The sequence below is a fragment of the Paenibacillus shenyangensis genome (genome assembly GCF_000346635.1).
GTDB lineage: Bacteria > Bacillota > Bacilli > Paenibacillales > Paenibacillaceae > Saccharibacillus > Saccharibacillus dauci.
The window spans coordinates 93,809-108,087 of sequence record NZ_AOIG01000016.1 but is presented as its reverse complement, the minus strand read 5'-3'; the positions used below and the strand labels follow the sequence as shown (position 1 = coordinate 108,087).

Genomic DNA, 14,279 nt, shown 5'->3' with positions numbered 1-14,279 from the left:
ACCATCTTATAACTGTGTACGCATGATTTCTTGGTAAGCTTCAATCGCTTTATTTCGAACCTGAGCCGTCAACTGCAGACTGAGCATTGACTTCTCTGAAGCGATCATCATTTGATCGACATCGATTTTACCTACCAGAAACTGGTCATTCATTTTGTGTACTTGTTGTTCTTGTGCTCCCACCTGACTAATTGCATCCTGCAGGTAAGAACCAAACTGTTCCATAGCCTGTCCCGGCGTTTCCTGTACCTGTGCAGCTCCCGAGGTCATTTGCAGCGGTGAAGCAGCGGACATTCCATTAAACATTGTGTTTTCTATCATTAATTACCCCTCCTTCCAATTTTTCACTCATTATTTACCAATTTGTAAAGCCTTGGTAATCATTGCCTTTGAGGCATTTAATGCGGTTACGTTAGCTTCATATGAACGCGAAGCTGATATCATGTCCACCATTTCTTTTAGAGTATCGACATTTGGCATTTTCACATATCCGTTTTTGTCAGCATCCGGATGTGTTGGGTTGAATACAAGTTTAAATGGTTCTTTATCTTCCTGAATCGCTACCGCTTTTACACCATTCACACCATTATTGCCGTTCATTGCCGAATTCAATGCATCCGCAAAAGCTGGCTTGTTTGTGGAAAGTACGACTTCTTTACGACGGTAAGGAACCGCTTCGCCATTCTCGATCTTGGCTCTTGTCGTCTCGGCATTCGCGATATTGGAGGATACGACGTCCATCCGCAGCCGCTGAGCTGTTAGTGCTGAAGCACTGATATCAAAACTGTTGCTAATTTTCATGATTACGCTCCTCCGCCCTGTATTGCAGTACGCATCATTTTGATCTGGTGATTAACTTGTTCGAGGTAAGCACTATAGCGAAGCTGATTTTCAGCCAGGCTGGTCATTTCGGAATCCATATCTACGTTGTTAAGATTGTTATTCATCACTGTGCTGTTATCCGAGGTAATCATGGCCTGAGGAACATCGCCGGTAGAGCCGATTTGGAAATGACGGGGATTGGTAGTTGTACCATGGATAGATCCGTCTGTTCCATCCATCTGTGCTTGGAGCATGTTTTCAAAAGAAACGTCGGAACGTTTGAAGTAAGGTGTATCTGCATTGGCAATGTTGTTGGTGATTACTTGTTGTCTCAGGTTAGAAGCATTAATAGCACCTTCCAATCTGCGAAATCCCACATCATTCAGCAAATTCACTCACGTCACCTCTTTCAGTCTGTAATTATATTCTGAAATATGAAATTCAATCTCATATTTTTTCATTTCGTACCTTCATTCGACAAACGTTGCATTTTATCGTTTGGTTTACTACATTTCTGCGTCATATTTCCTAATGATTTAATACCATAAGTTTCCTAGAGAACCGATTATAACACAATGAGAATAAAGGACTATCTTTTAGCGTATGTGCTCGTATTTTGTCAATTTTTAAATAATTTTTGCCAATTAATATAAGTATTATGACAATTATAGCAGATATTAGTATCAATTAGTTGGGTTTAATGCATTTTAATGGTAATTGTAGTCAATGGTTTTGAATATAATATTAGAGGAAGGATGATACCCAGGACAGTAGTTTCGTCCTGAAAAAATGGCTTTAAACCTTGATTTTTCCATTATCAGTCATAATTCATGTACCCTATAGCCTAGTGCGTATTACTTACTAGTAGCTGATTTATGGCGATCAAAGTAGCGAACACTTCTATTTTCTGGAAAAAGTTCGACTTTTGCTAATCTGAACGTCCTTAGTTCTGGTTTTTATGAGGCCATTTGCGCATTTACGCAAATGCAATTATCATAACGTAAACTTTGTAAAAATGCTATCCCTATTTCCTTATTACCATTTGATACGCACTCATTGTTATATCGGATTACCTTTTGTAATCGTGTAGTTGTTTTTGTTATATTCATCATACAATTTTCACACTTATGAAAACATAGGAAAAAGGCGTTGAACTTGTAAAACAAGCCCCCCACCTTTTTCCTAAAAAACGGTATTATTATTCCAGCCTATTCCTAGACGTCCATCTATTGGCTGATTTTAATAAGGATAATAGACAAATCAGAGAATATACTGGCTTAAATCCCGATCCTGAGCAATATCCTTCAGTTTCTCCTGTACATACTGCGGTGTGATAACAAACTGTTCCAGCGTCAATTCAGGAGCCTCAAATGAAAGATCTTCAAGCAGTTTCTCCATAATGGTATGCAAACGACGTGCTCCAATATTCTCGGTATTCTGATTGACTGTAGCTGCAATACCGGCAATCTCCTCGATAGCCCCTTCGGCAAACTCCAATTCAATGTTCTCGGAACGCAGCAGATGAGTATACTGCTGGGTCAGAGCATTTTTGGGTTCTTTTAAAATGCTGACAAAGTCTTCAAGCGTTAGACTCTCCAGTTCTACCCGGATCGGGAAACGTCCTTGGAGCTCAGGAATCAGATCAGAAGGTTTGACCGTATGGAAAGCTCCGGCAGCCATAAACAGGATATAATCGGTTTTGACAGCCCCATATTTGGTCATTACAGTGGAACCCTCTACAATTGGCAGGATATCGCGCTGTACGCCTTCTCTGGATACATCAGGACCCGATCCACGGCCGGCACTAGCGACTTTATCAATCTCGTCAATAAAAATGATTCCGGTCTGCTCTGCACGGCGCAGCGATTCCTGGGTAACATCATCCATATCCAGCAGCTTATTAGCTTCCTGTTGCGTCAGTACTTTACGTGCTTCCTTGATCGGCAGTTTGCGCTTTTTCATCCGCTTTGGTAAAAAGCTTCCTAGCATTTCCTGCATATTCATGCCCATTTGGTCATTACCTTGACCCATGAACATGTCCATCATATTAGGTGTGCTGTCTTCCACTTCCACCTCAATAATTTGCTCTTCAAGCTTGCCCGACAAAAGTTCAAACCGTACCTGACGACGCTTCTCCTGAATAGATGAATCATCGGTATGATGTTCCACTGGCTCTTCCGGCTGATTATTATTGCCTCCAAACAGCATTTCAAAAGGATTGCGCTGCATTTTGGATTTGCTGGCCGATGGAACCAATATACGTACAATACGTTCATTGGCTGCTTCTTCGGCTTTGTCTTTCACTTGTTCGGTGCGTTCGAGCTTCACCATACGGATCGCTGTCTCTACCAGATCACGTACCATGGATTCCACGTCACGCCCTACATAACCGACCTCCGTAAACTTGGTAGCCTCCACTTTGATAAATGGTGCATGTACCAGCTTGGCAAGTCTGCGGGCAATTTCTGTTTTACCTACACCAGTAGGACCAATCATCAGAATATTTTTGGGTACAATCTCATCCTGTACGTCTTCCTCCAACAGGCTGCGGCGATAACGATTACGAAGTGCGACAGCTACAGACTTTTTAGCCTTTTTCTGTCCGACAATATACTTATCCAATTCAGCCACAATCTGTCTCGGTGTCAATGCATTATGATCATTATTCATCTTGTTCCCTCCGTATCCATAAATTCAGAAACAAAAACCGGCGCGTACCGCCCCTGCAAGTAGAGTACGGACCGCACCGGCCAGGCTCACAATTCTTCTACGATGATATTGTTGTTGGTATATACACAGATCTCGGCAGCAATGTTCAGGGAAGCTTCAACGATATCCTTGGCTTCAAGATCCTTGGCATGACGCTTCAGCGCACGTGCTGCCGACAAAGCAAAATTGCCGCCGGAACCAATCGCAATCACATCATCGTCCGGCTCGATAATTTCGCCGCCACCGGAAATAAGCAGAATACCGCTTTTATCCATAACGATCAACAGCGCTTCCAGTTTGCGAAGCACACGATCGGAACGCCACTCCTTGGCAAGCTCGACTGCCGCACGCTGAAGATTGCCATGATGCTCCTCCAGCTTGGCTTCAAACTTCTCAAATAGTGTGATTGCATCCGCAACCGAACCTGCGAATCCAGCAAGTACCTGGCCACGATAAAGGCGGCGAATTTTCTTGGCGTGCTGTTTCATGATTACATTTTGTCCAAAAGTCACCTGTCCATCACCGGCAATTGCAGCTTTCCCATTGTGACGTACAGCACATATGGTCGTTGCGTGAAATGAGAGATCCATCGTTTCCCCTCCTGTTCATTGTTTGTCCATATTTTCTGACTGTAAGGCTGACTTGGTCTGTAGCATATGAATACAACAGACTGTATTCCTGTTAAAAGCATCTATCATGCTCTTAACAGGATCTTCAGCTATTCATTTATTCTGCTGGAGTCGGTTCTTGTTCTTGCACTGTTTCTTCCAGCTGGAAAAATTGTCTGATACTATCCAGCGCCTGCTGGGCAAGCATTTCATTTTTCTCTTTTTTGTTACGGATTTTCTTTTCCGGCTTTGGCAGAAGACCAAAATTGGCATTCATAGGCTGGAAGTGATCGGGATCAGCATGCGTAATATAATATGCCATGCTGCCCAATGTGCTTTCTTGCGGCAGTCGAATCAATTCTTCACCTTTGGCCAGACGGGCTGCATTCATTCCCGCAATCATACCGGATGCTGCAGATTCGACATAGCCTTCTACTCCAGTCATTTGACCCGCAAAGAAGATACGCGGCTGACTTTTCAGTTGGTAGGTTGGCTCCAGCAGACGCGGAGAGTTAATAAAGGTATTACGATGCATTACACCATAACGAACAAATTCTGCATTTTCCAAACCTGGAATCATGGAAAATACCCGACGCTGCTCTCCCCATTTCAAATGCGTCTGGAATCCTACCATGTTGTAGAGCGTACCTGCTGCATTATCCTGACGCAGTTGTACAACAGCGTAAGGAAGTTCTCCTGTATGCGGATTAACCAGTCCTACAGGCTTCATAGGGCCGAACAAAGCCGTCTGCTTACCACGTCTCATCATAATCTCTATAGGCATACAGCCTTCAAAATAAATCTCTTTTTCAAACTCTTTAAGCTGAGCTGTCTCTGCGCCTACCAATGCTTCGTAGAATGCATTAAATTCTTCTTCATTCATCGGACAGTTTAGATAAGCTGCTTCTCCCTTATCGTAACGGGAAGCCAGATATACTTTGCTCATGTCAATCGAATCTTTTTCGATAATGGGTGCTGCTGCATCATAGAAGTAGAAGTATTCTTCGCCCAAAAGAGACTGAATCTGCTGGGAAAGTGCAGGAGATGTTAAAGGGCCTGTCGCAATTACGACAATACCATCTGTTGGAATCTCCTGTACTTCTTCATTCAATACGGTTACCAGTGGATGATTATGCAAAGTAGATGTAATCTCTCCTGAGAATCCATCACGGTCTACTGCCAATGCCCCGCCAGCCGGCACAGCATTACGATCTGCCGAACCGATAACAAGAGAGTTCAGCATACGCATTTCTTCTTTCATAACACCGACCGCATTTGCAAGTGTGTTGGATCGCAGTGAGTTACTGCACACCAATTCTGCAAACTGGTTAGTATGGTGCGCCGGTGTTTTTACGACTGGACGCATTTCATATAATGTTACCGGTATACCCTGACTGGCAATCTGCCATGCAGCCTCGCTACCTGCTAGTCCTGCACCGATCACGGTTACCTTTTGAAATTCTGACACTATTCAAAACCTCCTGCATATTACTGCTGTAAATAAACGAAAAGTATAATTCCCATTCGGAAAATAACAGAAACAAAGATATGATTCTTCATCATTTATTTAAAGCTTACTATCTATTAGTATACGCTAAACTGCCGCCAAATTCTAATGCCTGCAGAGCAGACAGTATGATTAGCAGCAGCATACGATATTTCTGTTACGCAGCAATCAAGCTTATTAATCGAGTTCGACTGCTTCGTTATCATTTTCTTCAACCATTTCGGTATGGTCACATTTTGTACATTGCAATTTGACGCCCTGTTTGTTCCGTTTCTCTACCATCATCGAGTTGCATACAGGACATGGTTTGAGAGAAGGACGATCCCAGGATACAAAATCGCACTCCGGATAACGATCACAACCATAGAACACACGACCTTTTTTACTGCGGCGTTCTACGACATGACCTTCATGACAGGTTGGACAAGGTACGCCGATATCTTTGATAATCGGTTTGGTATTCCGACAATCCGGGAATCCTGAACAAGCCAGAAACTTGCCAAATCGGCCCAGTTTGTATACCATATGCCGACCACATTTGTCACAAATCTCATCTGATACTTCGTCTTCAATCTCAATTTCCTTCATTTCTTCTTCCGCTACTTCAAGACGCTTCTCAAAGGACTGGTAGAAATCATGAAGTACCTGCACCCAATCTTCCTGTCCTTCTCCCACATGGTCAAGATCCTGCTCCATATGTGCCGTAAATTCGGGATCCAGAATTTCAGGGAAAAATTCTTCCATTTGTTCAATAATAAGTTCGCCCAGCTCAGTCGGCATGAACTTTTTCTCTTCAATCGCTACATATCCGCGCTTCTGAATTGTCTCCAGTGTAGGAGCATAGGTACTCGGACGTCCAATACCCAGTTCTTCCAGTGTTTTTACGAGACGAGCTTCTGTATAACGAGGCGGTGGCTGGGTGAAATGCTGCTTGGGTTCAACAGCTTCTTTTTGCAGCTTGTCGCCTTTGGCCAGTGGTGGCAAGAACTTTTCGCCTTCTTCTTTGCCATCGTCGTTACCTTCCACATATACCTTCATAAAGCCGGGGAAGCGTACCTTGGAACCCGCTGCACGGAAATTCGCCGGCCCCGCTGCCACATCAACCGATAAAGTATCCAGTACTGCCGAAGCCATCTGACTCGCCGCAAAGCGTTCCCACACCAGCTTGTACAGACGGAACTGATCACGGCTCATATATTCTTTCACCGAGTCGGGATCGCGTACCGCAGAGGTAGGACGGATCGCTTCGTGGGCATCCTGAGCATTGGCATTCTTTTTGGTATATTGACGGGGTTCTTCGGGAATAAAATCGGCACCGTAGCGGCCAGTGATATATTCACGAATCTCTTCCTGAGCAGAAACAGCAATACGTGTGGAATCTGTACGCATATAGGTGATCAAACCAACTGTACCTTCTTTGCCAAGATCAATTCCTTCATATAACTGCTGAGCCACAGACATCGTCTTGGCTGCGCGGAAGTTCAATTTGCGTGCAGCTTCCTGCTGCAGGGATGAGGTTGTAAATGGAGCTGCCGGATGGCGCAAACGTTCGCGTTCTTTGATCTCAGTTACTTCAAATGCCGCATCAGCAATTGCTGCCAGCACTTCATTCACGTCATCTTCACTATGAAGCTCTTTTTTCTCACCATTTAACTGGTTGAATTTCGCTTCAAAAGTAGTACCGTTGATCGTAAGCTGAGCGGTAATGCTCCAGTATTCTTCCGGTGTAAACTCCGAAATCTCGTTCTCACGGTCAATAATAATTTTTACAGCTACCGATTGTACACGTCCGGCAGACAGTCCCTTTTTAACTTTCTTCCATAATAGAGGACTGATTTTGTATCCTACCAGACGATCCAATATACGTCTCGCCTGTTGAGCATTTACAAGGTCCATGTTAATCTGACGTGGTGTTTTGAAAGCATCCTTGACCGCCTGCTTGGTAATCTCATTAAATACAACGCGGCACATTTCGCCTTCTTGCACATCCAGTGCGTGAGCCAAATGCCAGGCAATTGCTTCTCCTTCGCGATCTGGGTCAGCCGCCAGATAGACTTTTTTCACTTTTTTTCGTGCATCTTTTAATTCTTTTAGAACGGAACCTTTACCACGAATCGTAATATACTTGGGATCAAAATCGTTCTCCACATCTACACCGATCTGACTTTTCGGCAGGTCGCGGACGTGACCCATTGACGCTTTGACAATAAATTTGCTACCCAGGTATTTACCGATTGTCTTTGCTTTTGCTGGTGATTCTACAATCACTAGTGAATCTGCCATCAGGTTCGTCCCCCTTTCTGTTATTCTATCTATAATTCGTTTTATATTAAGGTGTATATTGCACCAGAGCGTTGACCGATCTGTTTTTTTATGATTAAAGATAACAGAACCGTATGCAAAAGTCCAAAATCAAACTTCGATTGTACTTGAAGTTCATCGATGTTTGCATCTCCCTGCTCCAATATAAGGTATATCGTTTTTTCATCTTCTGTCAAATAAGAAATATCTGACAATGCTGTTGAAGAGGGTTCAGGAACTGTGTCAAGATGTCCATTTTCTTCCTTTTTGTATGGTTTATCACACCAATTCAAAAGAATTGAATCATATTCTTTTGTAATATCATTGGCTTCGGTTACCAGAATAGCTCCTTGTTTGAGCAAGGCCAGTGTACCTTGACTCTTGGGAGAAGTCACGGGTCCCGGTACTGCGAAAACATCCCTATTGCTGTCCATCGCATAATCTGCAGTAATTAACGATCCGCTGCGTACATCTGCTTCAACGACTACAGAGCCGTGGGACAGACCGGCAATAATACGATTACGCTGCGGAAACAAGCCGGGAGACGATCGCGTCCCAATCGGATATTCGGATATAATCAATCCACGTTCGGCAATGGTATGATACAGCGAACGATTCTCCGGCGGATAAATAACATTAATCCCTGTGCCGAGTACCGCAATTGTATGACCGTGCTTTTGGAGCACTGCTTCATGACATACACTATCAATTCCTCTGGCCATACCACTTACTACGGTTATTCCGCGTTCTGCCATATCTCCAGCCAGCAGCTCTGCAACTTTGCGACCGTAGGCAGTTGGCACTCGGGTACCTACCATACCTATACAAAACGAAGAAAGTAATTCTTGTTTGCCTATCGTATATAGTACCCAGGGTGGTTGAGCGATTTCCTTCATTAATATGGGATACGCCTCATCCATCATAGTTATAATCGTTATTCCCTTATCATGGTAAAGGGATAATCGCTCACGCACATATTCCTCCTGCAATTGGGCAGGAAGCGACTGTGCAACCTTATCCGGCATGCCCAATCTCCGCCAGCGTCCGGCATCCCAATCCGGCAGTTCGCGCAGATCCGCATGTTGCTGTAGTATATCATAGATTCTTTTCCAGCCAATACCGGCTGCCTCGTGCAATCCTATCAGTACAGAACGTTCATCCAACATTTGTTCTCATTCTCCTCCGTCAGGAGACAGACGTGACCATCTACTCCATTTAATCGTATGTCATTTAATATTGCAAGCGTTTACTCTCATATCTCCCGGATAACGCAAAGAAGCAACCCCTGTCTCTATATAGAGATTCAGAGGTTGCTTACCCTGTCACGAACGATATCCAATTACTGCTATTATAATGAAAAGAAAGATAGAAGTCTATCCCTGTTCAATAGCCGTTATAATGGACAGGATTCATTGGATTAGTGAGTTGTGCATTCGCTCAACAAACCGCGCTCTTCCAGTACTTCTACCAGTGTAGAGCCCATTTCAGAAGGCGTTGGAGCAACTTTGACACCGCAGGATTCCAGCTTGGCAATTTTCTCGGCAGCTGTACCTTTACCACCGGAAATGATAGCACCTGCATGACCCATACGTTTCCCTGGAGGCGCGGTAGCACCACCGATAAAGCCAACGACAGGTTTAGTCATATTTGCCTGAATCCACTCTGCCGCTTCTTCTTCTGCCGTACCGCCGATTTCTCCGATCATGATCACCGCGCGGGTATCCGGATCTTCATTGAACATTTTGAGAATGTCGATGAATTCGGAACCTTTGACAGGGTCACCACCAATACCTACAGCGGAAGACTGACCAATACCGCGTGTAGACAACTGATGTACGGCTTCATACGTCAGTGTACCACTGCGTGATACAACCCCTACATAACCCGGCTTGTGAATGTAACCTGGCATAATACCAATTTTACATTCGCCTGGTGTAATAACACCCGGGCAGTTAGGTCCGATCAATACGGTCTTTTTACCTTCCATATAACGGGCAACTTTGACCATATCGAGTACAGGAATACCTTCTGTAATACAGATAACGAGATCAAGATCCGCATCGACTGCTTCCATGATGGAATCGGCCGCAAATGCCGGTGGAACGTAGATAACACTCGCTGTAGCGCCTGTTTTCTCCTTGGCTTCAACAACCGTGTTAAATACCGGCAAACTCACTGTGGAACCGTCTTCCAGTGTAATATCCACATTGGTTCCACCTTTGCCTGGTGTTACTCCGCCAACCATTTGAGTACCATAATCCAGGGCACCTTTGGTGTGAAATAATCCCGTTGAACCGGTGATACCTTGAGTGATCACTTTTGTGTGCTTATCTACAAGAATACTCATTGTCCAGTCACAGCTCCTATCACTTAATTTAGGTACTGGTGTTGTTTTATACCAGCGCTACGATCTTTTGCGCTCCATCTGCCATGGAGTCAGCAGCTACGATGTTCAATCCCGATTCAGCCAGAATCTGCTTGCCGAGATCAACGTTCGTACCTTCGAGTCTCACCACGAGTGGACGGTCCAGTCCAATTTGCTTGGCAGCTTCAACCACACCGTTGGCAATAACATCACAGCGCATAATTCCGCCGAATATATTAATGAAGATTCCTTTTACGTTAGGATCGGACAGGATGATTTTGAAGGCTTCAGTAACCTTCTCGGTCGTTGCACCACCCCCTACGTCCAGGAAGTTGGCGGGTTCGCCGCCGTAGTATTTAATAATATCCATCGTTGCCATCGCCAGACCGGCACCATTGACCATACAGCCGATATTGCCGTCCAGAGCGATATAACTCAGGTCGAATTTGGAAGCTTCAATCTCTTTTTCATCTTCTTCTTCCAGATCACGCAGTTCCAGAATTTCCGGATGACGGAACAATGCGTTGGAATCAAAGTTCAGCTTGGCATCCAAAGCCATAACCTGTCCATCGCCTGTCACAACCAATGGGTTGATCTCGGCAATCGAGCAGTCTTTCTCAACAAATGCTTTGTACAAGGACAACATAAATTGAGCTGCTTTGTTCACCAGCTTAGTAGGAATGTTAATAGCATAAGCAAGTTTGCGGGCCTGGAAAGCTTGCAGACCTACAGCAGGATCAACCGCTTCACGGAAGATTTTTTCTGGTGTTTTCTCTGCTACTTCTTCGATCTCTGTTCCGCCTTCTTCAGAAGCCATTATGACCACTTTACCTGTAGCACGGTCGATAACTACCCCTATGTAATATTCTTTTTGAATATCACAGCCTTCTTCGATCAAGAGACGTTTGATTTCTTTGCCTTCCGGACCTGTCTGATGGGTAACCAGTACTTTACCCAGTAGTTCCTGCGCATACGTACGAACTTCATCTACGCTTTTGGCTACTTTAACGCCTCCGGCTTTACCTCTACCGCCAGCGTGGATCTGTGCTTTGACTACACATACTGTGCTACCTAGAGATTGTGCTGCTTCTACGGCTTCTTCCACCGTAAAGGCTACTTTGCCCTCGGGCACTGCCACTCCATACTGTTTAAGTAATTGTTTTCCCTGATATTCATGGATATTCATCTGGTAAATCCTCCTATCGACATGAATGCATTCCGGTCATATTGCCCGGCAAATCAATAACCTTTGCTATTGTAACATGTTTTTAAAACGCTTTCCTTAAAAATTTTACCATTTTAATCCACGATATGGAGAAACTCATAAGGAAGTAATTGCCTATGCTTAATATATCATGTATGCGTTAACAAAGTAAAAAAATAAAAATCCCTTTTAACAATTTCTGCTAAAAGGGATTTTAGATCCGTACATTACATATACTTGCCATCCTTTATTTACATATAAAGAAAAAGGATTATTTTTTGTTCGCTGCACCATTTACATTGGCTTGGTGAATATTTTGTAGCAGCTGTTTGAACTCCAGCAGCAGTTCATCCAGTTTATCCGTGTTAATACACGTTCTTTCTTTGATATCATCGGGAATCGATACTGCTTGTTGCTGCAAGCTCCAACCTGCTTCGGTCAATGTAATATGAACTTTACGTTCATCTTCTGTAGAACGCTTGCGAATAATAAGACCAGCTGCTTCAAGACGTTTGAGCAGTGGGGTAAGCGTACCGGAATCGAGATAAAGTGCATTACCCAATTCTTTCACTGTGCATTCCTGCTGTTCCCACAGAACGAGCATAACAAGATACTGTGAATACGTAAGACCAAGATGGTCCAGCAGCGGCTGGTACATTTTGGTCATCTCACGGGAAGAAGCATAAATCGCAAAGCAAAGCTGATTGTCCAGCTTAAGCTGGGGATGCGAATATTCCTGAGATTGAGTGTCCATTCTATAATCACCTGCTTTTATATAATGAGTATTCTTGCCTGTGTTCCGGATTTTTATATACTAATAATCCATCAGACGCGCTATGAATACTGGATTTTATTTAATGCTTAAACACTATTCTATCACAAATTTAATTGCCTGACATTATTATTACGAAAAACATTTTACTTTTTATATTAATTGTGGTAAATTTAATTTTGTAAAATAAAATAACGAAAAAGGTGGTAATTGATATGTTAAATATCCAACAAAAAATGTATGAGACTTCTGTAACAGCAATCGGTGGAAGACAAGGTTATGTTGAGTCCTCCAGTCCTGAACTGCGTCTTGACATTGCCACTCCAAAAGAAATGGGCGGCGCTGGTGGTGCCGGTACTAATCCCGAGCAGCTGTTTGCAGCCGGATATTCTGCTTGCTTTGATAGCGCACTGAATATGGTAGCCCGTATGCAAAAAGTAAAACATGAAGGAACCCAGGTTACTGGTACAGTAAGCTTTGGTAAAGCAGAAGATGGCGGATTCGCACTGGCAGTACGTCTGGATGTTCTGGTCAAAGGTATCGACCGTGATACAGCTTCCAAACTGGCTGAAGAAGCACATAATGTATGTCCTTATTCCCGTGCAACACGCGGTAATATTGCTGTGGAAATTAACGTCCTGTAATAGATTTGTCCTTTTTGGAGCTTTCTTTTCCCCTAAGGAAAGACTTCTAATTTGAATGGCTTATATAAATATAATGATGTAAGAAGCAGCTTCCCCGGCTGCTTCTTTTTTTGAGATTATCTAAAGTGAAATCAAATTAATCCATATAAATAATATTTTTTAGATTAATTTCCGATGTTTATGATACCGAATACATTACTGTTGTATCAGCATTTTGTGCTATTAAAAAGAACTGTAACAAAAGTGACCTCCATGTAAGCTACGTGTCAAAAGTTGTCTCTCGGTGTATGTATGGTTATAATGAAAATTGCTTTACACCTTTCATTATTTGTGATTATCTCATTTGCACTTGCAGAGAATGAATAATCCTAACACATCATCACTACAACAGGAGGTCAATTATGAAACTGAAAGTTACTACACTCTTACTCGCAATTACTGTCGTTGCAGCGACCGGCTGTTCCAAAGCAAATGAATCTGCACCAGCACCTACTACGGGATCGACTACTACGACCGAACAAGGTACTACAGACACCACTGCTACCGATAACAAAGCAACTGACGAGCAAGGAACAGCTGCTACGGATACAAAGGACAACGCAACAATGGATAATAAAACGACAGAATCTGATAGTTCTACTGATTCTGCCAGTAAGACTCCTGCTGCTGACATGACTACAAAAGAAGTAGCTGCTGCTATCAAAAAACAGGGTATTGATCTGGTAGCCGAACCAGATGCCGCTGGTAAATGGGTATTAAATGGTGTGAAACCTGATCGTTATGTAACTACCAAAGATCCGAAAAAAACCGAACCTGTATCGATCTATGTTTTCAAATCCGAAGCTGATCTGCAAAAAGGCCTGGAAGATCTGAAAACACAGCAAAATGGTATTCCTTTCAAAAAGACCGAGTATACCAATGGCAACGTACTGGTAATCTACTGGTTTAACCCAGACCTGAACGATGGTAATGTGGACAAAGGAACTCTGGATGACAAACTATCCAAAGCTGTTAAAAGCTTGTAATAAATTTAGGACAACTGTATATGTATACAACAAAAAGACTGACGCGATTGTGCGCCAGTCTTTTTGTTGTATACATGCAAAATGCGTACTGCCTGTCCTATATACTTTATGTTGGAATATACCTCTTTATGCTTTTCCTCTTCAGTAATGTGCTGATTTACTGAGTTCACGATTTTCGACTGCCCGTAAAAGGATTGATCTCATAGGTCAAATCACGCCCGGTCTCTTTTTCCTCTGCATGAATGCGTCTACCGATCGCCATAATATACAGAGCATTTGCAGCTTTGGCCAAGCCAGACAGGATATGCACAACAATTTCCAC

Annotated in this window: 14 protein-coding genes; 2 read left to right on the top strand and 12 right to left on the bottom strand. The window is 43.3% G+C overall.

The features are described 5' to 3' along the window. Positions 1 to 6: 6 nt before the first annotated feature. The 11 genes from fliE to H065_RS0113785 form a co-directional block, all read right to left on the bottom strand. Positions 7 to 321, bottom strand: coding sequence for a flagellar hook-basal body complex protein FliE (gene fliE / locus H065_RS0113835; RefSeq protein WP_017813672.1), 315 nt, complete (start codon positions 319 to 321; stop codon positions 7 to 9). Positions 322 to 351: 30 nt separating this feature from the next. After that, a complete protein-coding gene (flgC, locus tag H065_RS0113830) occupies positions 352 to 801 on the bottom strand; it encodes a flagellar basal body rod protein FlgC (RefSeq protein ID WP_017813671.1) in 450 nt (149 codons plus the stop codon). Positions 802 to 803: 2 nt separating this feature from the next. Further along, positions 804 to 1,217, bottom strand: coding sequence for a flagellar basal body rod protein FlgB (gene flgB, locus H065_RS0113825; protein WP_017813670.1), 414 nt, complete (start codon positions 1,215 to 1,217; stop codon positions 804 to 806). An 865-nt stretch (positions 1,218 to 2,082) separates the two neighbouring features. Further along, positions 2,083 to 3,492, bottom strand: a complete 1,410-nt coding sequence (gene hslU / locus H065_RS0113820; protein WP_017813669.1) for an ATP-dependent protease ATPase subunit HslU — start codon at positions 3,490 to 3,492, stop codon at positions 2,083 to 2,085. A gap of 86 nt (positions 3,493 to 3,578) precedes the next feature. Continuing rightward, the gene (gene hslV, locus H065_RS0113815) at positions 3,579 to 4,121 is read right to left on the bottom strand and encodes an ATP-dependent protease subunit HslV (RefSeq protein WP_017813668.1); all 543 of its coding nucleotides are present in this window, start codon (positions 4,119 to 4,121) and stop codon (positions 3,579 to 3,581) included. Between the two features lie 136 nt (positions 4,122 to 4,257). Next, on the bottom strand, positions 4,258 to 5,607 hold the full coding sequence (gene trmFO, locus H065_RS0113810; RefSeq protein ID WP_017813667.1) for an FADH(2)-oxidizing methylenetetrahydrofolate--tRNA-(uracil(54)-C(5))-methyltransferase TrmFO: 1,350 nt from the start codon (positions 5,605 to 5,607) through the stop codon (positions 4,258 to 4,260). Between the two features lie 216 nt (positions 5,608 to 5,823). Then, entirely contained in the window at positions 5,824 to 7,929 is a 2,106-nt protein-coding gene (gene topA, locus H065_RS0113805) for a type I DNA topoisomerase (RefSeq protein ID WP_017813666.1), read from the bottom strand. Between the two features lie 41 nt (positions 7,930 to 7,970). Beyond that, positions 7,971 to 9,113 carry a DNA-processing protein DprA gene (gene dprA, locus H065_RS0113800; RefSeq protein WP_017813665.1) on the bottom strand — a complete coding sequence of 381 codons (1,143 nt, stop codon included), beginning with the start codon at positions 9,111 to 9,113 and terminating at the stop codon, positions 7,971 to 7,973. A 251-nt stretch (positions 9,114 to 9,364) separates the two neighbouring features. After that, a complete protein-coding gene (gene sucD, locus H065_RS0113795; RefSeq protein WP_017813664.1) occupies positions 9,365 to 10,294 on the bottom strand; it encodes a succinate--CoA ligase subunit alpha in 930 nt (309 codons plus the stop codon). 46 nt (positions 10,295 to 10,340) lie between these two features. Then, a complete protein-coding gene (gene sucC / locus H065_RS0113790; protein WP_017813663.1) occupies positions 10,341 to 11,498 on the bottom strand; it encodes an ADP-forming succinate--CoA ligase subunit beta in 1,158 nt (385 codons plus the stop codon). 289 nt (positions 11,499 to 11,787) lie between these two features. Continuing rightward, complete coding sequence (locus H065_RS0113785; protein WP_017813662.1) at positions 11,788 to 12,270, bottom strand: MarR family winged helix-turn-helix transcriptional regulator; 483 nt, start codon at positions 12,268 to 12,270, stop codon at positions 11,788 to 11,790. A gap of 233 nt (positions 12,271 to 12,503) precedes the next feature. Here H065_RS0113785 and H065_RS0113780 point away from each other — a divergent pair, with 233 nt between their 5' ends. Next, positions 12,504 to 12,932, top strand: coding sequence for an organic hydroperoxide resistance protein (locus H065_RS0113780; protein ID WP_017813661.1), 429 nt, complete (start codon positions 12,504 to 12,506; stop codon positions 12,930 to 12,932). A 401-nt stretch (positions 12,933 to 13,333) separates the two neighbouring features. Next, a complete protein-coding gene (locus H065_RS0113775) occupies positions 13,334 to 13,957 on the top strand; it encodes a hypothetical protein (RefSeq protein ID WP_017813660.1) in 624 nt (207 codons plus the stop codon). A gap of 166 nt (positions 13,958 to 14,123) precedes the next feature. Here the strand turns inward: H065_RS0113775 and H065_RS27915 are convergent, their stop codons facing one another. Beyond that, a complete protein-coding gene (locus H065_RS27915; protein WP_017813659.1) occupies positions 14,124 to 14,279 on the bottom strand; it encodes a hypothetical protein in 156 nt (51 codons plus the stop codon).

Bases quoted from the DNA above. Each gene is read 5' to 3' on its own strand.
- sucC (WP_017813663.1), bottom strand. From the start codon at position 11,498: ATGAATATCCATGAATATCAGGGAAAACAATTACTTAAACAGTATGGA.
- flgC (WP_017813671.1), bottom strand. From the start codon at position 801: ATGAAAATTAGCAACAGTTTTGATATCAGTGCTTCAGCACTAACAGCT.
- sucD (WP_017813664.1), bottom strand. From the start codon at position 10,294: ATGAGTATTCTTGTAGATAAGCACACAAAAGTGATCACTCAAGGTATC.
- H065_RS0113775 (WP_017813660.1), top strand. From the start codon at position 13,334: ATGAAACTGAAAGTTACTACACTCTTACTCGCAATTACTGTCGTTGCA.
- dprA (WP_017813665.1), bottom strand. From the start codon at position 9,113: ATGTTGGATGAACGTTCTGTACTGATAGGATTGCACGAGGCAGCCGGT.
- hslV (WP_017813668.1), bottom strand. From the start codon at position 4,121: ATGGATCTCTCATTTCACGCAACGACCATATGTGCTGTACGTCACAAT.
- H065_RS0113780 (WP_017813661.1), top strand. From the start codon at position 12,504: ATGTTAAATATCCAACAAAAAATGTATGAGACTTCTGTAACAGCAATC.
- topA (WP_017813666.1), bottom strand. From the start codon at position 7,929: ATGGCAGATTCACTAGTGATTGTAGAATCACCAGCAAAAGCAAAGACA.
- fliE (WP_017813672.1), bottom strand. From the start codon at position 321: ATGATAGAAAACACAATGTTTAATGGAATGTCCGCTGCTTCACCGCTG.
- H065_RS0113785 (WP_017813662.1), bottom strand. From the start codon at position 12,270: ATGGACACTCAATCTCAGGAATATTCGCATCCCCAGCTTAAGCTGGAC.
- hslU (WP_017813669.1), bottom strand. From the start codon at position 3,492: ATGAATAATGATCATAATGCATTGACACCGAGACAGATTGTGGCTGAA.